General features: G+C 32.1%; 12 protein-coding genes and 2 pseudogenes. 7 read left to right on the plus strand and 7 right to left on the minus strand.

What is annotated here, in order from left to right:
• The first annotated feature begins 433 nt into the window (after positions 1 to 433).
• Positions 434 to 1,508: pseudogene (locus AC5LXI_RS01870) on the plus strand (IS3 family transposase).
• 218 nt (positions 1,509 to 1,726) lie between these two features.
• On the opposite strand, the gene AC5LXI_RS01875 reads toward AC5LXI_RS01870, so the two are convergent.
• The gene (locus AC5LXI_RS01875) at positions 1,727 to 1,987 is read right to left on the minus strand and encodes a BsuBI/PstI family type II restriction endonuclease (protein ID WP_493444231.1); all 261 of its coding nucleotides are present in this window, start codon (positions 1,985 to 1,987) and stop codon (positions 1,727 to 1,729) included.
• Between the two features lie 387 nt (positions 1,988 to 2,374).
• On the opposite strand from AC5LXI_RS01875, the gene AC5LXI_RS01880 reads away from it, so the two are divergent.
• Genes AC5LXI_RS01880 through AC5LXI_RS01900 form a run of 5 tightly spaced genes read left to right on the plus strand, consistent with a single transcriptional unit; the run spans position 2,375 to position 10,253 of the window.
• A complete protein-coding gene (locus AC5LXI_RS01880) occupies positions 2,375 to 5,146 on the plus strand; it encodes a type VI secretion system Vgr family protein (protein WP_493443290.1) in 2,772 nt (923 codons plus the stop codon).
• A 19-nt stretch (positions 5,147 to 5,165) separates the two neighbouring features.
• Entirely contained in the window at positions 5,166 to 8,474 is a 3,309-nt protein-coding gene (locus AC5LXI_RS01885; RefSeq protein WP_493443291.1) for a M23 family metallopeptidase, read from the plus strand.
• A 10-nt stretch (positions 8,475 to 8,484) separates the two neighbouring features.
• Positions 8,485 to 9,507 (plus strand): hypothetical protein, encoded by a 1,023-nt coding sequence (locus AC5LXI_RS01890; RefSeq protein WP_493443292.1) that lies wholly within the window; start codon positions 8,485 to 8,487, stop codon positions 9,505 to 9,507.
• Positions 9,508 to 9,567: 60 nt separating this feature from the next.
• Positions 9,568 to 9,795 (plus strand): hypothetical protein, encoded by a 228-nt coding sequence (locus AC5LXI_RS01895; RefSeq protein ID WP_493443293.1) that lies wholly within the window; start codon positions 9,568 to 9,570, stop codon positions 9,793 to 9,795.
• Entirely contained in the window at positions 9,783 to 10,253 is a 471-nt protein-coding gene (locus AC5LXI_RS01900) for a hypothetical protein (RefSeq protein WP_493443294.1), read from the plus strand. Before AC5LXI_RS01895 ends, AC5LXI_RS01900 begins: the two co-directional genes overlap by 13 nt.
• A 991-nt stretch (positions 10,254 to 11,244) precedes the next feature.
• Here the strand turns inward: AC5LXI_RS01900 and AC5LXI_RS01905 are convergent.
• The 5 genes and pseudogenes from AC5LXI_RS01905 to AC5LXI_RS01925 all read right to left on the minus strand — a co-directional run bounded on the left by AC5LXI_RS01905 (position 11,245) and on the right by AC5LXI_RS01925 (position 17,114).
• Positions 11,245 to 12,319: pseudogene (locus AC5LXI_RS01905) on the minus strand (IS3 family transposase).
• Between the two features lie 166 nt (positions 12,320 to 12,485).
• Positions 12,486 to 15,194 (minus strand): mannosylglycerate hydrolase, encoded by a 2,709-nt coding sequence (gene mngB, locus AC5LXI_RS01910; RefSeq protein WP_493444232.1) that lies wholly within the window; start codon positions 15,192 to 15,194, stop codon positions 12,486 to 12,488.
• 26 nt (positions 15,195 to 15,220) lie between these two features.
• Positions 15,221 to 16,318, minus strand: coding sequence for a PTS fructose transporter subunit IIC (locus tag AC5LXI_RS01915; RefSeq protein ID WP_493443295.1), 1,098 nt, complete (start codon positions 16,316 to 16,318; stop codon positions 15,221 to 15,223).
• Between the two features lie 20 nt (positions 16,319 to 16,338).
• A complete protein-coding gene (locus AC5LXI_RS01920; protein WP_110434806.1) occupies positions 16,339 to 16,656 on the minus strand; it encodes a PTS fructose transporter subunit IIB in 318 nt (105 codons plus the stop codon).
• Positions 16,653 to 17,114 (minus strand): PTS sugar transporter subunit IIA, encoded by a 462-nt coding sequence (locus tag AC5LXI_RS01925; RefSeq protein WP_493443296.1) that lies wholly within the window; start codon positions 17,112 to 17,114, stop codon positions 16,653 to 16,655. Before AC5LXI_RS01925 ends, AC5LXI_RS01920 begins: the two co-directional genes overlap by 4 nt.
• A gap of 170 nt (positions 17,115 to 17,284) precedes the next feature.
• On the opposite strand from AC5LXI_RS01925, the gene AC5LXI_RS01930 reads away from it, so the two are divergent.
• Positions 17,285 to 19,213, plus strand: coding sequence for a BglG family transcription antiterminator (locus AC5LXI_RS01930; RefSeq protein ID WP_493443297.1), 1,929 nt, complete (start codon positions 17,285 to 17,287; stop codon positions 19,211 to 19,213).
• A gap of 1,361 nt (positions 19,214 to 20,574) precedes the next feature.
• On the opposite strand, the gene AC5LXI_RS01935 is transcribed toward AC5LXI_RS01930, so the two are convergent.
• Entirely contained in the window at positions 20,575 to 22,413 is a 1,839-nt protein-coding gene (locus AC5LXI_RS01935) for a GmrSD restriction endonuclease domain-containing protein (protein ID WP_493443298.1), read from the minus strand.
• Positions 22,414 to 22,901: the final 488 nt, after the last annotated feature.

Raw genomic sequence — 22,901 nt, forward strand, 5'->3', positions numbered from 1 at the left:
TGTTAAATAATCACTATTGTTGATTATTTAGTCAGTTAGAAACCTCAATGCTTATCGTCAAGATTATAAGCGTCTTGATAAAGTTTTAACGGATTAAATTAGTTAACAATATTTATAGATACACGCCATTATCGAACCAAATGTATCCGGGTTTGTATCCGATTTTACACTTCATATGGAGGGAATCTCAGTTGATGTTTGACAAAGAAAATTCTTTGAAAGGTAGCTTTGAAAAGGAGTTAGACATAAAAAAACAGCTTTAAGCTGGTATCTTTTTTGGAATTGGTGCTAGGACGTGGAATCGAAATAAAACTATAACAAATTAATATTAAATAACTTTAATTTAAATAAAAGCTATCTTGTAACTATCCCCTAAAATAGTACAGCAAAAAAGTAGAAAGTTCTCTATGATAAAAGTAAAGGGGATTTAATTATGAAAAAAATGACTGAACATCAAATAGTAGCTATTTTAAAAGAAGCTGAAGCAGGTATTCCTGTCAAAAAGCTCTGTCGTAAATATGGCATGGGTAATTCAACTTTCTATAAATGGCGGGAAAAATATGGCGGAATGGAAACATCGGATATCAAACGCTTAAAGGAGCTTGAGGCTGAAAACCGTAAGCTTAAGCAGATGTTTGCCGAACTGAGCTTAAAATCCCAGCTTCAGGAAGAAATTATAAAAAAGCTTTAGTGCCCACAAAAGCACGTAAAACGTGGGCACAGCAACTACAACAAAATCATTCTATTAGTATTGCTATGAGTTGTGCCATTGTTGGCTTAAGCCGTTGTGCTTACTATTATCAACCTAAGTTACTGGATGATTCGGTGATTGTTTCGGTGTTGAATGCTATCACAGACCGGCATTTACGCTGGGGCTTTCCTAAATGCTTTAATCGTATCAGAAAGCTCGGCTATAAATGGAATCATAAACGAGTATATCGGGTGTATTGTGAATTAAAGCTTAATCTCAGGGTAAAGCGTAAAAAACGCATTCCTCCACGAACCCCAGAAAGGCTATCAGCACCCAATAAACAAGGTGAATGTTGGTCAATGGATTTTATGAATGACAGTAGTTGTAATCAACGTCACTTTAGGACATTCAATGTCATCGATGACTTTAATCGTGAGGCGCTAGGCATTGATATTGCTGTAAGCTTACCAGCAGGGAGAGTTACTTAGATAAATTGGCTGAATATCATGGGTATCCATTAAAAATACGAGTCGATAATGGGCCAGAATTTACAGGAAAAACCTTTATAAACTGGGCTAAATCCCATGATATAGCCATTGATTATATCCAGCCCGGTAGTCCTTATCAAAATGGCTATATTGAACGATTTAATCGTACCTATCGTACTGAAGTACTCGATTTATATCTTTTTAACAACTTAGCACAAGCAAGGAGAATAACCGAAGAATGGTTAACGATTTATAATACCGAAAGACCGCATGAGGCATTAAATAACATGACACCGATTGAGTATAAAACACTAAAACAAGCAGCATGATTTTCTACTTGAATCTTGTACTAGGTTTGGGGTATTTACATTTATCTTATCCCTTAAAAAAGTTGTACGAATTAGTGTAGCCTATCCAAATTAATAATTTCACCTATAGACATACTTAAATTATCAGTTTTTATTTATTTGCGAGCTACTTCAACTTCTGCTGTCAACTGTACATTTTGATCTTGAATTCTCTTTTCCAGCATATATTTTCCCTTATATTAATCATGAGGAGCTAAAAATCTATCACCATTAAAATGAATCATATGTGTAGGTGCTTCGGCAATCCAAACTTCTGTTCCCCAAGAAATTTCACATAAATATTTACTCATAATTTTTCTATCAGGGAAAGCTGTAACAAGAAAAACAACCGAAGAGTGGTTAAAGATATATAACACAGAAAGACTGCATGAAGCATTAAATAATATGACACCAATAGAAACATGAAACCAATAGCATGATTTTCTATCTGGTTTGTGCACTAACAATGGGGGTATTTACAGATTTTTATAGATATAACTTTTAATAAAAATATTCAATAAAAAATCTAAAAAAGTAAAATTTTGTTAATCCTTGCTTGAACATGTTTAGGTAACAAGTTTTTAATACTATTTTATTTATTAACAGTATCACCGAGTTATCTATTTAATTGAAATTCAAAGAAATGTAAAGCATATTGAAAAATACGCACAACAGTGTATTTTATATTCATATTTAGATTATTTTTTTAATGTAAATTCATTAAATCGTTTTACTTATAATAATAAATCCTTAGTGAAAAATTACACTAAATAACTATTAATAACCTTAAAATAATTCAATAAAACACAGTTGTATTTGCTATATACATAAAATATATTGAGGATAACATGGATAAAGGATTAACCAATTTGATTAGTCAGTTGGGCAATGATTTAAGTCGTGGTCGAAAGCATGGTTTAGTTAATGGAGCAGGTCACAATCGTTATACATTAAATATTGATGGTTTATCGGCTGAGCTTTCAGTCTTGCAGGTTGAAGGGAATGAGCAACTTAACCAGCCTTGGCATTATACCATTACCTTCACTAGCTCGAATAAACATCTGTCTGTTGCGTCATTTCTTAATCAAAATGCCCATTTAATTTTTAACCCGGCTATTCCCAACAATTTAAGTGGTTTTGCTAATAAAGGACTTAAGGCACTTAACTCTCTTTCCTCTCTCTCCTCCGTTAATCCTTTAGATGCACTAAAACCGCCTGAGTCATTAAAGCAGCTAGATAAATTTCTACCATCCAATCCACTTGATTCAATTAACTCTTTAACCCAACTCAACCCGCTCAATTTATTAAACTCACTCTTCTCTCAAGGTGGCTCACGCACGCTGTATGGTGTGATAACCCAGTTCAGTCAATTATCAGTCAGTAAAGATGAGGCGCGTTATCAAGTTGTTTTGTCCTCGCGATTGGCCAAACTGGCATTAAGTCATAACTGTGCCATTTTTCAAAATCAAAGCGTTATTAGTGTGGTTGAAGAGGTGTTGCGTGGTCATGGTTATACAGGGATTGATTATCATTTAGCGCTTAAAGAGCAATATCCGGAGCGAGAGTTTATCACCCAGTGGCAGGAGAGTGACCTTGAGTTTATTCAAAGGCTGCTTGCTGATGTGGGGGTCTATTTCCGCTTTGAAGCACATGGTGAACACAATTGTGATGTGATGGTTATCAGTGATTATGAACAAGGTTATCAGCAGGTGGCGGATATTGTCTGCAAACAACCGAGTGACACACTGGATAACGGCGTTGAAAGTGTCTGGGATATGTCATTACACAGTCAAATGGTGGAAACTTCGGTAAAAGTACAGGAGTATAACTATCGAGATGCATCGGCGAATTTACTGGGTGAAGTTAACAGTCAACTGAAAGATAACACCACTTATGGCACCGATTATCGTTATGATGAGCACTATAAAGGGTTAAATAGCAATGGTAACAGCAATAATAGAATTGATAGTGCCCCTCTAAATAATGATGACGATGATGAAAACAGTGACAATATCGATACCGACGACAGTCAAGACAGTAACGACAATAATAACGATAATAGTCGTTCTATTAGCACTAGTTTTGTTAGTGCAAGTAATACGGATAGTATAGGTAATATAGGTAAGGCGGGTAAGAGCGTTGAAAGTGGTGAATGGTATGCCCGTATTCGTCATGAGCGAGCAATAAGCCGTCAAATTCTTATCCGGGGTAAGAGTAACCAAGCCAATTTAGCGCCGGGACAACATATTCGCATCAAAGGCAGTACCATTGCCGGAATAGATGAAGGGATAATGATATTGACGGTGCAAGGTCAGGGAAACCGCAGTGATGCATATGAACTGAGTTTTACCGCCATACCTTACCAGCCATCAAAATCTTACCGCCCGGAGCCAATTCCTTTCCCGACCATTGATGGCACCTTACCGGCACGGGTGACCAGTCCGGATAATGACACGTATGGTTATATTGATACCCAAGGGCGCTATCGGGTTAAATTTAACTTTGACTTAAAAGAGTGGCGAAACGGTAAAGAGAGCTTATGGCTAAGGCTAGCTAAACCGTATGCCGGTAGTACTTATGGTTTTCACTTTCCATTGATTGACGGTACAGAAGTTGCGGTTGCCTTTACTAATGGTAATCCTGACCGACCTTATATCGCGCATGCGATGCATGACAGCACTCACCCTGACCATGTGACCACCATAAACAAACATCGTAATGTGATTCGCACACCGGCGAATAATAAGTTACGGATGGATGATAAGCGCGGACAAGAGCACATCAAGTTAGCCACCGAATATGGTAAATCTCAGCTTAATATCGGGCATTTAGTTGACCAAAACAAAATCCGACGTGGTGAAGGGTTTGAGCTGCGTACTGATGAATGGGGGGCGATTGCTGCCAATAAAGGCTTATACCTAACCAGTCAGACCACGCCTAAGGCACAGGGCAAACAGCTTGATATGCAAGCAGCCATTACTCAGCTGGAAAATGCGCTATCGATTGCCAAAGCCTTACAAAATGCCGCCACCGAATCTGAAGCCCATGGTGCGGATACCGACAGTCAAGAGCAACTTAAAGCGACATTAACCCAGTTATCCCAAAGTGGCATTATAGCTTATGCACAAGAGGGGATAGCTTTAACCAGTCCGGAAAACATCCAACTGTCAACCTCGAACAGTGTATCGGTAGCCAGTGAAAACCAAACTGACATTAATGCATTAAAAAATATCACCATCTCGTCAGGTGAATCCATCGGTCTATTTGCCCATAAATCAGGAATGAAAATCTTTGCCAATCAGGGCGATGTTGAGGTACAGGCACAAAATGCCGACCTGAATATGGCTGCCAAACAAGATATTCAAATAGACAGTGTTGATGGAGAAATGACAATTACCGCCAGTGAAAAAATCACATTAATCTGCGGTGGTTCATATATCAAAATCAGCAGTTCCGGGATTGAGCTGGGCACGGCTGATAATGTTTATATAAAAAGTAATGCATTGCAGAAAATGGGGCCTACTACACAAGATAACGAGAAGCGTAATTTTACCAAAAATGAACTAGAAGTGTCTATAGTACGCTTAATAAACAGTCATTATGTTAATTTTTCGGGATAATTAATAAAGGAATAATAAAATGTCCATAAAAAAAACAACGAAATTCATTTTTCCAGTAGGTGAAAAAGAATTAAGCCAAGATACCTATTATAGGGCATTATCCGAAGCTGATCATGGTTTTTATCCATTTGGAGAAAATGGTTTATGGCATGGCGGCATTCATCTTGATAAAAAAGTGTTAAACAAACTTGGTAATGATGAGCAATTACATTGCATGGCTAACGGTGAAGTCATTGCCTATCGTATAAATGATGTTTACCCTAAAATAACTTATCCAGAAGAAAATTTAATTTTTGCCAAGCTAGAAAAAGTTTCTTATTTTTCCACTGGTTTCACATTAGTCAGACACCTATTACAAATGCCAAAAGCAATTGATGCAAAAGATGAGCCTCCGGCAATAACCTTATACAGTTTGTATATGCATCAGCTCGATTGGTATGGTTATCAGAGAAAAATGAAAGATGAAACAACAAACGTACAATATCCTCACTATTGGGACCTTGAATCAGGAAAAGCTGACGAGAATAAGGGGGATACGGTTTGTGGTAGTGTAATTAGAACCGATGGCAAAGGAACCGAAGTGGTTGGTCTGTTGTTAAAAGGGAGTAAAATTCGTTTAGGTGAAAAACACAGAAAAGCAGGCTGGTATAAAATTGTTTCGATATCAAAAGGGACATTGGTAACCACAACCGAATTTAAACAACAATTAGGTAATATTACCGGTTATGTTTGGCATAAGGACCTATCGCCGCTACCAACCGGAAACACAGCAGATGCCAATCAAGATTATGAAGTTTTAAAAGAAGACAATAACACTGTTGGTAAGTCAAATGTGCAGGTAAAGGGCATAGCGGTATATGAAACTGCTGATGATAAACAAAAATTGACTTATTTACCACTAACGGCAACATTTGAATTAGATGGCCAAGAAAACGGCTACGCTAAAATTCGTAAAATTGAAGGATGTGAAGTTCCAGACCTATTAAAAAAAGAAGATGGCAGTGAAGATGCACCGCATAAAGGTTATGTCAAAGTGACCTCACTGACTTCATTCACGTTTAAACCTGAAAAATTCAATGATATTGTGGTATTAAAATCACCGATTGCGATTTCAAGTGGCGATTTTATCGGTTATATTGGGCATAATCAACGCCAAAAAGACCATATTGAGGCATTAAAAAGCTTACCGATACCAAAGTTAAAACGGCCATCAGATAAAAAATTACCGCCTTTGTTACATGTTGAATTATTTACCTGTGATGATTTACCAACATTTATTACCAAAACACGAGAATTAGCCGATAGTTTACCGGAAAGTGAAAAAAATCTAGTTCTAGTTGAAAAAAAGGCAAGATTGATAAAAGAATCAAAAGCAAATGGTAACTTAAATTCAGGATTAGGGATAAAGTTTATTAGTGATAAAGATAATTATTACGTTAAAATTAATCTGGAATATACTTTAAATTCAAAGGAATACTATGCTGAAAATAATCTAATAACACAACGATATAGATTGATAAATATTGAAGAACTTGCGGGCTCGTTGTCGAATAAGAATGAAGAAATTAATTTAACTGCCGACCAAAGATATTGGTTAAAAAATAGATATAATGACATTTATCCGCAGTTAACCATTTCAGATATTCCAGATAAGGTTGAACTGATTGAAATTGATCACACTAGCTCATCTGTCAAAATACGTTTTTGTGTGGAAACTAAACATTATTGGGTAACGTCAAAAGATGTCTCTCACTTATTTGGACAAATTGGAATATTCAATAACGCTATTCCTTTTTGGAATAATTTTCCATTATCACTTGATAATCTACCTCCTGCAACCAAAGATAACACAGTACATTATCCACGGACGGTGTCATTAAATTCATTAAGTAATGAGAATTTAATCGCTATAGAAGATGAAAGCACGGGTTCAATATGGGTAAATGTGACCGCAGGAAATGAAGAGGGTATGCCAATAAAAGGTTGGGTAAACATCAAAAAAGATGCTCAAGAGCACGTTAAACGAATCAGCCCCTGGCATTGGCAAGGATTTGAGACAGTAATCGAAAAAGCTGCTGTGGGAGAATTTTATACTAAAGTCAACGACAACCGAGCAGCAACATTGGATATTGAAGATTATACCGATTCAATGAAGAAGCTGCATAAAATATTGACTCAATCCCTTTTATATTCTGTTCAGCGAAAAAAAGCACTGCCGCCTTTTACTGTTGAATATCTGAAAGACGGTCTTCGCAACAGTTGGACAGCTGAAATGATAGGTCACTTAATAATAAAATATGAAAGTGAATGGTATGCAGACGAAGCGCTAACCAAATGGAATGAAATAGATGATTTATTTGAGGAGGAAAAACAAAAACAAAGAAATTTAATTGAAAAACAGTTAGATGAAAATAACATAACGATACCTTATAAGCGAGATTATGCCTTAAACATGGTGGATGACGTGCATGAGAAAACTAATTCAATTTGGCAGTTGGAAAAAGAGCAACGTATTAAACCCTCCCTTTGGTGGCGAGAAGTAGCACAATCCCAGCAAGCCCAATCATCAAACAACCAAGCCCCACAAACACCTGAACTAAGCAATCTTTCTGCTGATGGTAAAGCATGGTTTATACACCCGATAATGTTAATTAACTATTTTAAGATTAAAACCAGCCCTTGGCATGAACCTTTAAAAAATCCGCAACGGACTCTTTATAACAATTATAAAAACCAAAGAGCTTGGAATGGTGCTTTTGGACTTGTCAGAAATAACGGTTATAAATCTCATGCTGGTTTAGATATATTTGCCCGTCTTGGTACACCATGTTTTGCTTGTTTAGATGGTGAAATTGTTCAAGATAAGAGCGAAAGTGGTTATGGCAATGTCATTGTATTAAAAGTCAAAGGTGATGATTTACGTGCATCAAGAAATAATTATACATTAGAGTTTTCGGGTAAAGATAAAAATGAAATAGTCCAAGCCGATAATTTTGATATTGATAGTGATTATTTTTATATTAGATATTGTCATTTACATGATACTAAAAAAGTATCAGGAATAAAAGTTGGTTGCAAGGTTAAAGCAGGTGATCATATTGGATATACATCTGACACAGGTAATGCAAAAGACCTTCCAAATACACATTTGCATTTAGAAATCGCCATGAAAATTACTGGTAATAAAACTGAGAATGAAACAAATACAGAAATAAGAAGATTAGGTTATAAAATAAACCCCGCTTTCTTTGTCAACCTAAATCCAATAGATGAAACAGATCAAAAAGACGCAGTAATAAAAGGTAATAAATTTTATAAACAAAACTAAAGGCAAGGATATGAACATTGTAAAATCTTTATTAATAATTATGTTTCTTATTCCGCATGTAACAGAGGCAATCTATAGAGTTTACAGCGGAAATATGGGAGAAAATAAAGTTGAATTTTATTTGTTTGCCACATACGATAGTATCTTTGATATTATTTATATTGAAGATAAAACATATGAAGTTGGATATATTGGAGCACCTCAAAAAAAAGAAAACGATTATCATTTTAAAGACTTTACAACAATTGATACAGTTAGTGATAAAGATATTTTAATTATTAAAAATTTTGATTTTAGCTTAAACAAGGTGAAATCAGAAAGTAATTATTTATTTGGGTATTCAGAGACATTTGGTGATTTTAAATTAAAAAAAGAATTTGAATATAATGTTGTTAGTGAAAACGGTTATGGGAGAAATCAAGTAGAATCTAAAACGTTATTTGATAATACTGAGTTTAAAAATATCGAATTTTTACAAAGAAGCTCAACCAAAGATTTTTATTTTAAAGTTATATTATCCAAAAAGAAAAAAGAAGATATTAAAATTACTGGCATCAATGTTTACAGTAAAAAAAGTGGCGAGCTATTACAAACCATAAAGAATTCAAAAGGGTATATTTTCTATACTTTTCATGCTGTACAAATTGGTGATTTTGATTTTGATGGTAATGAAAATGATTTTTTTCTTCAGGGTGCCGAGTCCTTCGCCCCCAATGTTCCGCAAATATATTACATCTATGATGAGTCACAAAATAAATATATTGAAGCGAATTTAGAAGGATATTCAATTAAGTTCGATCCAGAAAATAAAATAGCAACCAGTACAAAAACATGTGGTGATGTAGTTCTTTATTCATATAATGTTTTATTAAAAAAATTATATTATTTTAATAAAAAAGAAAAAAAATTTACTTATATAGATAAGTACTGTGAATCCATTCCAGATGGTGATGATTATTATTTAAGGCAGTGTACCAAAAAAGAAAGATTGGATTGCGAAAAAGCTGTAGTAGAGGTTGGAGATGAGCCTTAAAACAAATAATTAACTTGTTTAAGGTGGATAAATTGTTAAAAAACTAAGATAAATATCATAATGAATACAATAAAATATATAATGATAATAGTTTTTCTTATTCCGCAAGTAACAGAAGCAGTCTATCGTGTCTACAGCGGAAATATGGGAGAAAATAAAGTTGAATTTTATTTGTTTGCCACGTACGATAGTATCTTTGATATTATTTATATTGAAGATAAAACATATGAAGTTGGATATATTGGAGCACCTCAAAAAAAAGAAAGCAATTATCATTGTTTAAGCTAAAATCAGAAAGTAATTATTTATTTGGGTATTCAGAGACATTTGGTGATTTTAAATTAAAAAAAGAATTTGAATTTAATGTTGTTAGTGAAAACGGTTATGGGATAAATCAAGTAGAATCTAAAACGTTATTTGATAATACTGAGTTTAAAAATATCGAATTTTTACAAAGAAGCTCAACCAAAGATTTTTATTTTAAAGTTATATTATCCAAAAAGAAAAAAGAAGATATTAAAATTACTGGCATCAATGTTTACAGTAAAAAAAGTGGCGAGCTATTACAAACCATAAAGAATTCAAAAGGGTATATTTTTTATACTTTTCATGCTGTACAAATTGGTGATTTTGATGGTAATGAAAATGATTTTTTCTTCAGGGTGCCGAGGCCTTCGCCCCCAATGTTCCGCAAATATATTACATCTATGATGAGTCACAAAATAAATATATTGAAGCGAATTTAGAAGGATATTCGATTCAGTTTGATCCAGAAAATAAAATAGCAACTAATACAAAAACATGTGGTGATGTAATTACTTATTCATCTAATGTTTTATTAAAAAAATTATATTATTTTAATAATAAAGAAAAAAAATATACTTATATAGATAAGTACTGTGAATCCATTCCAGATGATGATTATTATTATTTAAGGCAATGTACCAAAAAAGAAAGACTGGATTGCGAAAAAGCTGTAGTAGAGGTTGGAGATGAGTTTTAAAAAAACATCTTATTTGTTTAAGATAATTAAATAATATGTGCTTCAATAAAATTGTGATTGATCACATTATAAGCTAGGTAAATACATAAGAAATAGAAGAAAGATATAAGCGTACTGCATAGCATTAGACTGATAATGATCAGCCAAAACTAGAAGCAGTTAATCAACTTTGTCCCATCAAAAAAATAATCTTATATAGAATTGTTTGAATGATGAATATTAAAAATATTATTTATATAGTGAATTTTAAAATAAATAAGCTATGCAAATATTTAACCAGAAAAATTGATAAATACCTTAATTAAGTTCAAATACATATTGGCTTCACTGTTCCGCTATTGATGCTTGTGTCTCAGATTAATAAAAAAACTCGAACGACAAGATAAATTTTTAAAGTTAACTTATTGCAAATCCGAATTTGGTTGTTGCAAAAGATTGTTTATTATTAGGTGTTTATTTCTGGTTATCTAATACCATTTATAAACAAGCAGATAAGGGTAACAAAGGCGAAAATGTTGATAATGTAATAAAAAAATCAATTTGGTGACTAATTCTTATGCCGAATGACGAACAAATTTTGAGAAAATAAATAAAGCAAAAGCATTTAATTCGGTTTCTTTCAAATAAGGTTGATGCAATGAAATATAAAATAGTACTGTTTATGTTATTAAGTTTAATTTTTACCATGTCAAATTGTAAATACCCCAAACCTAGTACAAGATTCAAGTAGAAAATCATGCTGCTTGTTTTAGTGTTTTATACTCAATCGGTGTCATGTTATTTAATGCCTCATGCGGTCTTTCGGTATTATAAATCGTTAACCATTCTTCGGTTATTCTCCTTGCTTGTGCTAAGTTGTTAAAAAGATATAAATCGAGTACTTCAGTACGATAGGTACGATTAAATCGTTCAATATAGCCATTTTGATAAGGACTACCGGGCTGGATATAATCAATGGCTATATCATGGGATTTAGCCCAGTTTATAAAGGTTTTTCCTGTAAATTCTGGCCCATTATCGACTCGTATTTTTAATGGATACCCATGATATTCAGCCAATTTATCTAAGTAACTCTCCCTGCTGGTAAGCTTACAGCAATATCAATGCCTAGCGCCTCACGATTAAAGTCATCGATGACATTGAATGTCCTAAAGTGACGTTGATTACAACTACTGTCATTCATAAAATCCATTGACCAACATTCACCTTGTTTATTGGGTGCTGATAGCCTTTCTGGGGTTCGTGGAGGAATGCGTTTTTTGCGCTTTACCCTGAGATTAAGCTTTAATTCACAATACACCCGATATACTCGTTTATGATTCCATTTATAGCCGAGCTTTCTGATACGATTAAAGCATTTAGGAAAGCCCCAGCGTAAATGCCGGTCTGTGATAGCATTCAACACCGAAACAATCACCGAATCATCCAGTAACTTAGGTTGATAATAGTAAGCACAACGGCTTAAGCCAACAATGGCACAACTCATAGCAATACTAATAGAATGATTTTGTTGTAGTTGCTGTGCCCACGTTTTACGTGCTTTTGTGGGCACTAAAGCTTTTTTATAATTTCTTCCTGAAGCTGGGATTTTAAGCTCAGTTCGGCAAACATCTGCTTAAGCTTACGGTTTTCAGCCTCAAGCTCCTTTAAGCGTTTGATATCCGATGTTTCCATTCCGCCATATTTTTCCCGCCATTTATAGAAAGTTGAATTACCCATGCCATATTTACGACAGAGCTCTTTGACAGGAATACCCGCTTCAGCTTCTTTTAAAATAGCTACTATTTGATGTTCAGTCATTTTTTTCATAATTAAATCCCCTTTACTTTTATCATAGAGAATTTTCTACTTTTTTGCTGTACTATTTTAGGGGATAGTTACAAAATAAATTCAATATCATAAATAAACTTATTATGATTTATATTATTTTAGATAATATATATATAAATAATTTAGCCAACATCATCCATATTGGCTAAATTTTATTCGCTTTATTAAATTTATTTTCAAATTCGATATAAATCGTAACAAACTTAGCATGCTCAATACCTTTAATATCAATACTATTATTAAATATATCTATATTATCTAAGCAATGTTCTTGAAGATTAACTTTTTCAGCTAGTTTAATTTTATGCTTAAACTTAATTGTTGAATGACTAATCTGTTTATATTTACCATTATAAAATCTTAAAATATAACCCGGTCTCTCTTCAGCTTTTTTTATAACACTTAAAATTAAATCTCCACTGGTTTCCAGCATACTAAAAGTAACAGGAAGTGTTTTATCTACATCTGATAATGTAAATATTAATCTTGAGTTTAAAAAATCTGTTATTTGGTAAACTTGAACTGGTGATAATATCTGTTTTGCTAATTCCGCAACATTTGAAGAGTTAAATGATTCAGAATAATAAAAAACCGAAAACGAATATGTCATATATTTATGGCATTGGGCATCAGGAGTTTTAATAGTTGTTTCACCAGAAGCTCGTCCTGGTCTGTACATTAAATTCTCTTTTCCCATAAAACCATATGTTCTAAATATAGTTAATCGGATAATACTGTAATCATCGCCAATGATTTCATATTCTCGAACACCTTTGGGTACGACTGCAACCCCTTTATTTTCATCAGATAAAGTTACAAAAGTTTGGCAAGTTTCGATTGCTATAGGTTGCTCACTCCAAGAGTTTTTATTTTGCTCCCATAAGCTCATTTCTTTTTCAAATAGAACCGGTCTTTTTATTACACCAAATTGATGATCTGCCGTTGAAAATTTAGATGCAATACTTGTATCAAAAGATACACATACTCGATGGCTATCAACTAATGTATTATCTACTTGTAATGAAAAATCAATTACAGGAGAGTCTTTTTTAATGGTTAAATTTAATGTGATTGGTAATAAAGTTGTACATTTTCTTTGTGATCTTTCTTGTAGATTTTTAGGTACTAACATTTCAAAATCTATACAAACCATACTAACGATATCTGATTCTTTTATCGTTATCGTAGGTGAAAAATCTGTAGAATAAACAACTAAGTCGTTAACCGGAGGCGAATAATTAAAGGAATCCCCATTATCACCATTATCTTCTATAATAGCTTGATTTTTATAGGTTACATTTGATTTTTTATCTAAAATGTCTAAAGAACCATTGTTATTCACAGTAATTTTATAGTAAGTATTTTCAATTACATTAGTAGATTTTTGTTTGATTTTTTTATGTGTACTACCATTCAAATCTAGCGTTAGTTGGTTATAACCTAAGCCAGGTAGATTAGATGATTCTAACGCAATTTTTGCTTTATATACTTTCTCTGGAATATATATTTTTTTACTTGGGTTAAGAATATTTCCTTGATTAAGAACATATTTTGTCTGATCTACTAATTCTAAAATTGTATAGGGAATCTCCATACCTTGCTGATCTAATATTCTAAAATCTTCTTGTGGTAAATAAACATCTGCTTCAATAATTCCACTTCTAGATTTATTAAAAGTATTAAATACAGTTAGAGTGATTTCTTTACCAGAAAAATTATCAATTCTCATCGATATATTTCTCATTGTAAGCTCTATCAAGTTCTCCGAAATATCCCTAATTTGTTTGTAGCGCATATAGATATCTTCATTAGCCGAATCAGATACACACGAACCTATCGAATCATGCGCAGCGTTTTCAAACATCAATTTCCATATTTCACGAACTGTTTCTACTGGATATTCGAAACCTAATGACATAGAAATACTTAAAATAGGTTCCATTATATTAACAAGATAGTTTTGAGTTTGTGTATTTAACTGTTTTAAATCTGATCTTGAAGAAAAAATAGTTTTATGAATTCTCATTAATTTTCCATTAATTAATTCACCACTAATTTCTTCTAAGTCCGGATTTTCATTTTTTATAGCATTTATATAGTTTTCTATAGTAGATATTTCTAATTCAAACTCATCTTTATATAATTCATTCATTCTAGCTATTAATTCTAATAGATTTTCTCTTGGTGGAGCTTGATCAAATCCATTAGGGAAAAAAACATGATTAGTTGAACTTCTTGCCCATGTTTTTTTAAAAGGATCTTGTTTCAAATAAGTTGCTAGTTCTTGCGAATCCTCAGGAATAGCTCCGCCAATGTAATAACCACTAGGAATTTGGAATACATTTACAATTGAACCATCTTCTCCTTTCCATCTATACTCTGTTTTTTTGACTTCATCATCACTAACTCCGCGCCAAAACATTGTATCTTTAATGCCGAATTCTAAGTAAATTTGAGGCATGCTTGACGATTGACCAAATGAATCTGGAACATAACCAACTGGCATATATCCACCAAATTCACTACAAATTCTCATACCATATTGCATATTTCTGATAATACTTTCACCAGATATCACTAACTGATCTGTTTGAGTATACCAAGGACCTATAATTAACTTACCTTTTTTTACTAGTGATTCTATTCTATGTTTATCTTGTGGTCTCCATTTGAGATAATCATCTAAAAGAGATGCTTGACCATCTAATAAAAATGAATCATATCCATTTTCATCTTCTAATAATTCAATGACTCTTTTAAAATCATGCATCAAATATACTTTAGAGCGACTAGTTGTGAAATACCACTCTCTATCCCAATGAGTATGTGGAACTACATGTACTTTTTTCATTATCTTGGCCTATTTAATTTAAATTAAGTTTAATTTTCAATGCTGATCTCAATATCATCAATATCTATTAATTCTTGCTCATCATCTCTTTTAAAGTTAACAAACAATGGCGCAAAAAAACCGATGAAAGCAGCACCAACAAATAGACCTAGTAAATATGCCCAGCCATTTCCGACAGTAAAGAAACCATAAACACCGCCAACAGGTGGCATCTTGTCAAACATCCCTAATAAAACCCCTAAACCTGATGCTATAGCTCCACCAATAATATTAATTGGTACTAACTTTAATGGGTTTACTAAAGTAAATGGTATTGCACCTTCGGTAATACCAATAAATCCCATCACAAAATTATTCCGGCCTGCATCTAATAATTCAGCATTAAATTTTTTCTTATGGAATAATGTTGCAAAAGCATATCCCATAGGAACAGCACAAATAGCAATATTAACCATGATTGCTGGCATATAAATCTGTTCAATTAATAACACATTTCCTGCCATCCATGCAGCTTTATTAATTGGGCCACCTAAATCTGAAGCAATCATTCCCCCAAGAATAATAGCTAATAATAATTGGCTGACATCATTCGCTATCATACTTCTGATCCAATTAACTAATCCTGTATTAATCAAAGATAATGGTTCAGATAAAACAGCTCCCATAATGATAGCTACAGATAAAGTAGCAATTAAAGGTAGAATAACCAGTGGCATTACGCCTGAAAATGAAGCTGGTAGATGAATTTTATTTTTTGCCAATTTAACTAAATAGCCAGCTAAAAATCCAGCAATCACCGCACCTAAAAATCCAGCATTAGTTGAACTAGCAACAGCTCCACCAATAAATCCAGCACCAATTGCAGCCTTATCACCAATAGAATATGCAATAAAACCAGCTAATACTGTATTTATTAATGCTATACCTACCCAACCGACTTGTTCTATCAAATAAAGAGAGTGCTCAAAACCAGAACTATCTTTAAAAATATCTAGACTAGTAATACCCATAGATAATGCTATCATTTTGGGAATAGCAATTACTAAAGAAGCTCCGATAATTAATGGTAGAACAAAACTAATGCCACTCATCAAATGCCCTTTCAACTCAAACATTATTTTTTTCATATTAATTTTCTCTTATTTAGTTATTTTCTACTTTCTATGATATTCACACATTTTTTTAAAACTGCTTCAGGAGCTTTAATACAAGTGGCAATACTAACTTTTAATTGAGGCTTATCTTTAAATCTATCCATATCTATTACTTTTTGATCGGTTGCTATTAAAACAAAATCAGCTTCATCAACTTCAGCTTGTGAAATTTTATTAACTTGCCCTAAAGATCCTTGTTGCTCAATTTTTACATCATAACCTAATTTTTTACCTGCATTCTCTAATGCTTTAGCTGCCATAGGTGTGTGCGCTAGTCCTGCTGGGCAGGCTGAAATACCAACAATTTTCATACTAATACCTCGCTTGTCATTTCCTTACTGATTAGTGATATAATTTTATTTATATCTGTTGAAGCTTTTATTTCATTTTTAAAATCATCTTCCATTAAAGCAGTAGCTAGTTTACTTATCATCATAATATGGGTAGTGCCAGCCTCATTTTTAGGCACGAATAAGGCAAAAACATATTGAACATTACTCTCATCAAATGTTTCCCATTCTATCGGTTTAGCTAATTTTGCAAAAAATACAGTTGGAGTAATAACAGCGTCATCTTTTGCATGAGGAATTGCAAATCCATCAATCAATCCTGTCGATGATTCTTTTTCTCTATCGATAAATGCTTCCATAGTTTTTTTAATATCATTGACGTAATTATGTTTAAAAGCATTACTTGATAAAAAATCAAATAACTCATCTCTACTTTCTACGTTTAAATTCAAAAAAATATTATTTTCTGAAAGATTCATTACCTTAGTACCTTTAATTAAATAAAATGGATTAATTAATATAATAAGAGATGTTATGAAAAAGCATATCCATACATTTTCATTTTATTTTGGAAAATTAATGTACTATCTTTTTTTCTAGAAGTAATATCATATTGGTAGTGATTTTTTAAATGAGGTCTCTTATTACTATGAGTAAATTTTCGTACCAACGGTTAGATGATTTATTTGATTTTTTTTTACTTAAAAAAGAGCCCATCTTAATTAAAGATATTGCGTCGACAATTAATGTGTCTGAACGAACTATTCGCACGGACATTTCTAACCTAAATGATTATTTAATTGATAAAAATGCCAAAATAAAATTAATAAGACAAAAAGGTTATATCTTAGATTGTGAAGATGAAAAAAAAATCATCGACTGGTGGGGTAATTTTAATAAAACTGAAGGCTATAGTTTATTAGGCTCTTTAGAAGAACGTCAGAATTATTTATTCGCTTTATTATTGAATGAGCTAAAATATTATTCCGTTTATGAATTAATGGAACATTTATGTATAAGCAAAAATACATTATATATGTACTTGAAAAATATACGTAAAACATTATCAAACTATAATTTAAAACTAATTAATAATACAAATACTGGATTTAAAGTTATTGGCACAGAATACGATAAACGAAAAGCTATATTAGATTTATTTTTGATTAACGATTTACAATCTTATTTGGTTGGATTCACGGACTTAGAAAAGTTATTTTTAACAAATATTGATTTAGATTTATTAAATACATTAGAATCAAAACACTTATATTCTCTACAATTATTGGACTCTGATTTTTATCATAAAAATATAATATCGACTATTGCATTGGCGATAGCTAGAGTAAAAGAAGGGTTAACAATTAATGAAATATCCATTGAAGTTCCAAAGTTAATGGATCATGCATTAGATGCAATATATTCATTTCTTAAGGAAATAGAAAACGCATTCTCAATCACATTACCCATTAATGAAATCAACTATTTTATTCTAACTTTATCCATTAATGTACCTAGATTAATCAAAAACCCTAAAAATCACCCATCTGAATCGTCGATCATCGTTGATGAATTATTAACATCAATATATGAGACATCTAATCTTAATTGGACAAAAGATGAGATCTTATTTGAAGATTTAGTTAACCATATTGAGAATTTTATTAAAATTAGTTCAATAGATAAAGAAAGAAAAAATCCAATACTCACTACAATAATAAATTCTTTCCCATTTGCCTATAGTTTAAGTTTAACCCATCTAGGCGTAATTGGTAAAAAATACAATATCTTTTTTTCTGAAGATGAAGTCGGATATATAGCACTACACATAGCTGGCGCCATTGAAAGACATAAAGCAAAAACTCAACAGCTTAATGTGATTATCGTCTGTGGTGGTGGCTTTGCGATGAGTAAAATTATAGAATCAAAAATAAATAAAAAATTCCCAAATAAATTTAATATAAAAAAAACATACTCCTATGCTGAATTTCAATTAGCAAATATAAGTGACATAGATCTAACAATTACCACACTTCCATTTACTCAAGAAAATACTCCCACTGCTTACATTGATATGTCAAATATAGATAAGGCAATTGATGATTTAAAATATTATCTAACCGATGATCAAATTAATAATAATGTTATGCAACTTTTTAATCCTGAAAATTTTTATTACTTTGACACTGATAAATTATCTAAAAAAGACTTATTAGTAAAAATGACAGTTGATCTAGAAAAACAAAATATTGTCTCAGCGGATTTTGTGTCTAGTGTGTTAGAAAGAGAGAGCTTACAGACAACATTGATTAATGATGTCATTGCTATACCTCATTCTATGACAATGAGTGCAAACAGATCAAGAGTATCAGTTGCTATATTTCCGAATGGGATACAATGGGAGAAAGATAAAAAATGTAATTTTATATTTTTACTTGCAATATCGAAAACTGATAATGAAATTACAGATAATTTATATGATCTAATATTAAATTTAATTGATGATAAAGCCATGACAAAACAATTATTAAAAGCTTATACATTCCATGAATTTAAAAATTTACTAAGTATTTTATAGGTTAATTATAATTCATTGTGAATGGACTTTATTGTAACCATCAATATTTTATTACGATGGGTCAACACGTTGGACTAGATGAAAATCTGGCCAGAGGAATGTTTATTGAGTTTAAATCGCTCATGCCTAGTGTTATTTCACAGATCAAATCTCTCTTACCAAACCATCACCCTTTACATATTAGTGATGCAATTTTTAGTGGCCTTGCAAAACAAGCTAAAAAGATCCCGGATTTTTAAAAGAAGTTTTCTATATTAAGAGATACTTTATTTTATCTATTCCCGTATACGGTATAGATAATAAACTTTAACCTATTGCTATAAAATAATTAATTATTAATCAATAAGATATTTTTATCTGGGGTTGTATCCGATTTTGCACTTGATATGGGTAATCTCAGTTGATGTCTGTTGACAAAGAAAATTCCTTGAAAGGTAGTTTGGAAAAGGTTTTAGACATAAAAAACTAGGCTTTAAGCTGGTGTCTTTTTTGGAATTAGCACCTGGACGCGGAATCGAATAAACATTTCAATTTATTGATCTATATAAGTATATAATAAAATAAAAAGCTAATTATCCTATATTTTTCCTTTTTTCCTCTAACTAAGAGCTGTATGACTTTCGCTTGTTTTAGTAGAATTAGGTGTTAAGCTCTTGTCTAGCACATGTAGGTTAAATGGCAAAATATTAACTATCGAATCAGAGCTTGCTTCAGGACTTCAACTGCAAATTAAAGTGAATATGCTATTCAACAAGGCGTTCTCACTTTCAATACGGTGCAAAAGTTAACGAGGCATTGTCAATAAGCAGCTAGTTAACCTCTGTCCCACTTTTAGAGCTTAAATTGCTTTTTGAGTTTACCTAAACGGATTAATCAATCCAAAAGTAGTTTAATAATTAAACTACCTTTACAGCTCTGTTTATTAATATTTGAGAGCTCTAGTGAGCCAAAAACTTGCAAGATGAAGTGAAATTGATTTTGAACATAAAACATGAACTATTCTTGCTGAAAAAGCTTGGTAGTTTAGCTAAATGCTTTGATTTTAAAAATATAGACATAATATTGCCTTTCAACAAGGTGGTACTTTATGTTCTTATGTTTATGATACTAGTGAGTAGTTTGTTGAAGATTATAATGGAAGCTCTATAACTAATGAATACAGTATGTTAAGTAATTTATAAACCTTGAATAATTAGTTAATAACTCTACAAAGTTTTAATGTAAACTTTGTAGAGTGAATTTATTGATGAGTTCCTTTTGTTGGTAATTTACAATAGTGATTAACTTAAGTTAACAGATAATATACTTACCTAAATTTAAAAACGGATTTCAAAATATGCAAACACATTCTTATTATATTTTTAAAACTGACCATTCCAGATACGCTCACAAATAGTTTGGTATAGTTTTTGACGAGCATCTATATCAGCTTTTTTAAATTGATCATGTGGCTTAAATGGTAAATGGTATTCTGTTATCAATTTAGTGAAATTAGGGTTATTTTCATACGTTTTTTCACATAAAGATTTTGCTAATAAATTTTCTTTTAAATAGTGAGGCATTTTCTGTTCAAATTCCATATCACTATAGGATTGATTTGTTCCTTTAGGCAATAAAATTAAATCGCCTAACTTATTGCGATAGTTTTCAAATTCATATTCTTGTGCAAACTCATCTTGATGTTGTGTAAATTGTTTAGCCCAAATATGCTCAATTTCAAAAGATTTCCCTTGTTCTGGAAAACAATATGTTTCCAAAGTTGTATTTATCCCAGCGAGATTATCTATATACGCAGTAATACGAGATAGCAAAAATTTAATAAAGTTTCTATTATTATAAAGGCCTACATTATAAAAATTTTCAAATTTTTCTGGAATTTCTTTTGCTTTTTGACTTAAAATGAGCTTAAGTTCCGATAATGATTTCCCTCTAATCTCTTTCACCAAAGTATACATTGTGTAACGGATTGAGCTAGCTGCAAATCGACGATTATTTAAAGTACGTAGTACAGCAAACAGTTCGATATAACGAGCTACTAAATCTATTTTTTTTCGCACAACATCAGAAGAATCATCTAGTAGTAAAGGAGCTAACATTAAAGGATAGCTTAATGTTGGTGCAATTCCCCAGCAATCAATATAATAAACATGCTGTAGTGCCGGAGTAAAAGTCCATTGGGCAGCTAAAATTTCTAGGTAAGCCCGCAAGTAAAACTGAAATTCTTGCTCAATAAAGCGTTCAAAACTGGTATGATCTTTTGGGTCTAAATTCATAATTGCCAGATTATCACGAACCCAACTATGAAACCGAGTGCCAATTTTTTCAAAATCCTCATTTTGAGCGCCTACCTGCCCTTGACGAATTGTCTGAGCGTATCGAGCTCTAAGTAATGCCTGAAAGAAACGTAAATCTTCATCTTTTTCGTATTCATGCAAACGTAACATCGATTGACGCCAAAGATCATCCGCTTTTTTTCGTTTATCTGTATTTTTATAATGAGATAGCAAGAAACCTTTAAGCATATCTGATGGCGTTAAATTTAGTCCTCTATCATTCATAGTTTCAAAAATGGTATAAGCATTTTCATCAGAATAAGCAATAATTTCGACCATAATGACGTTGTATTTGAGCCAGTCAATAAAAAAAGAGAATGCCTCATTTTTTAATTCATCAGGGAATATTTCAACAATATTTTGATAACGCTGAGCCATATTACAGACTGAAGCATCATCATTATCTTGTATCGTATACATTCCTGTAGTGAAGAGATTATTAAGACAAGTGATACGCTCATCAACCGTAATATTAAAAGACTTGTCCCCACGGTGCTCAGAAAAAATCATAGGCTCTATTTTTTCTTCTATATTTAACTCTTTTTGTAAATTATTCAGATAAATCAGTAATAGTGTCAGTGAGGTGAGTCGTTGTTGCCCATCAATAATACTACGTTTACCACCTTCTTTAATGCTGACTACAAAAGGGCCCAAATAATAGTTATTATAATTGGTACCGTCAGAACGACTATCACCCTTAGTATATTCATTCATAAATGCTGTAGTTAAGTCGGTCACCAGTTGCTCAATATGCTTTTGTTCCCAGCTATATTCACGCTGAAAATAATCAACAGTATATTTTTGGGCATTGAGTACATCAAATAAACAGCGGTGCTGTGCTTCTATTTTGTTTTCCAGCTTACTCATAACTATCTCCTTACATATGTCATTCCGATTAAAGCTTATTATAAGAGAATCTGCAAAACATTTATATTCAAATTATTTATTGCTTATTGAATCAGAGATTACTCCCTACATTAAAAAATCTAGCGATTGATGTAGATACACCAATTAAGCAATCGATTTTAAAAAGTGTTTATGAAGTTACTTTGATAGAGAGTCTAAACAAACATACCAATGCTCAGCATGTTAGTTATGAGGATGCCGATGTACCACCAAAGATGATAATTATTATTTACAAATAAAACCAAGTATGAATAACTTAATGATTAACATTTATTATGATTTTGATACCGGAACTAACTTTAATCTGTATGTATCATTGGATGTTGGCGCAGTATATACAATATTAACGTATGGAGTTAATTGTCAATGGAGATAACTCAGACGGCTGATATGGAATCTAACAGCAAAAACCGCAGCTAATGCTGGTATATCTTATAAAATAATTGAAA

It is taken from the genome of Gilliamella sp. LMG 34361 (assembly GCF_984569075.1).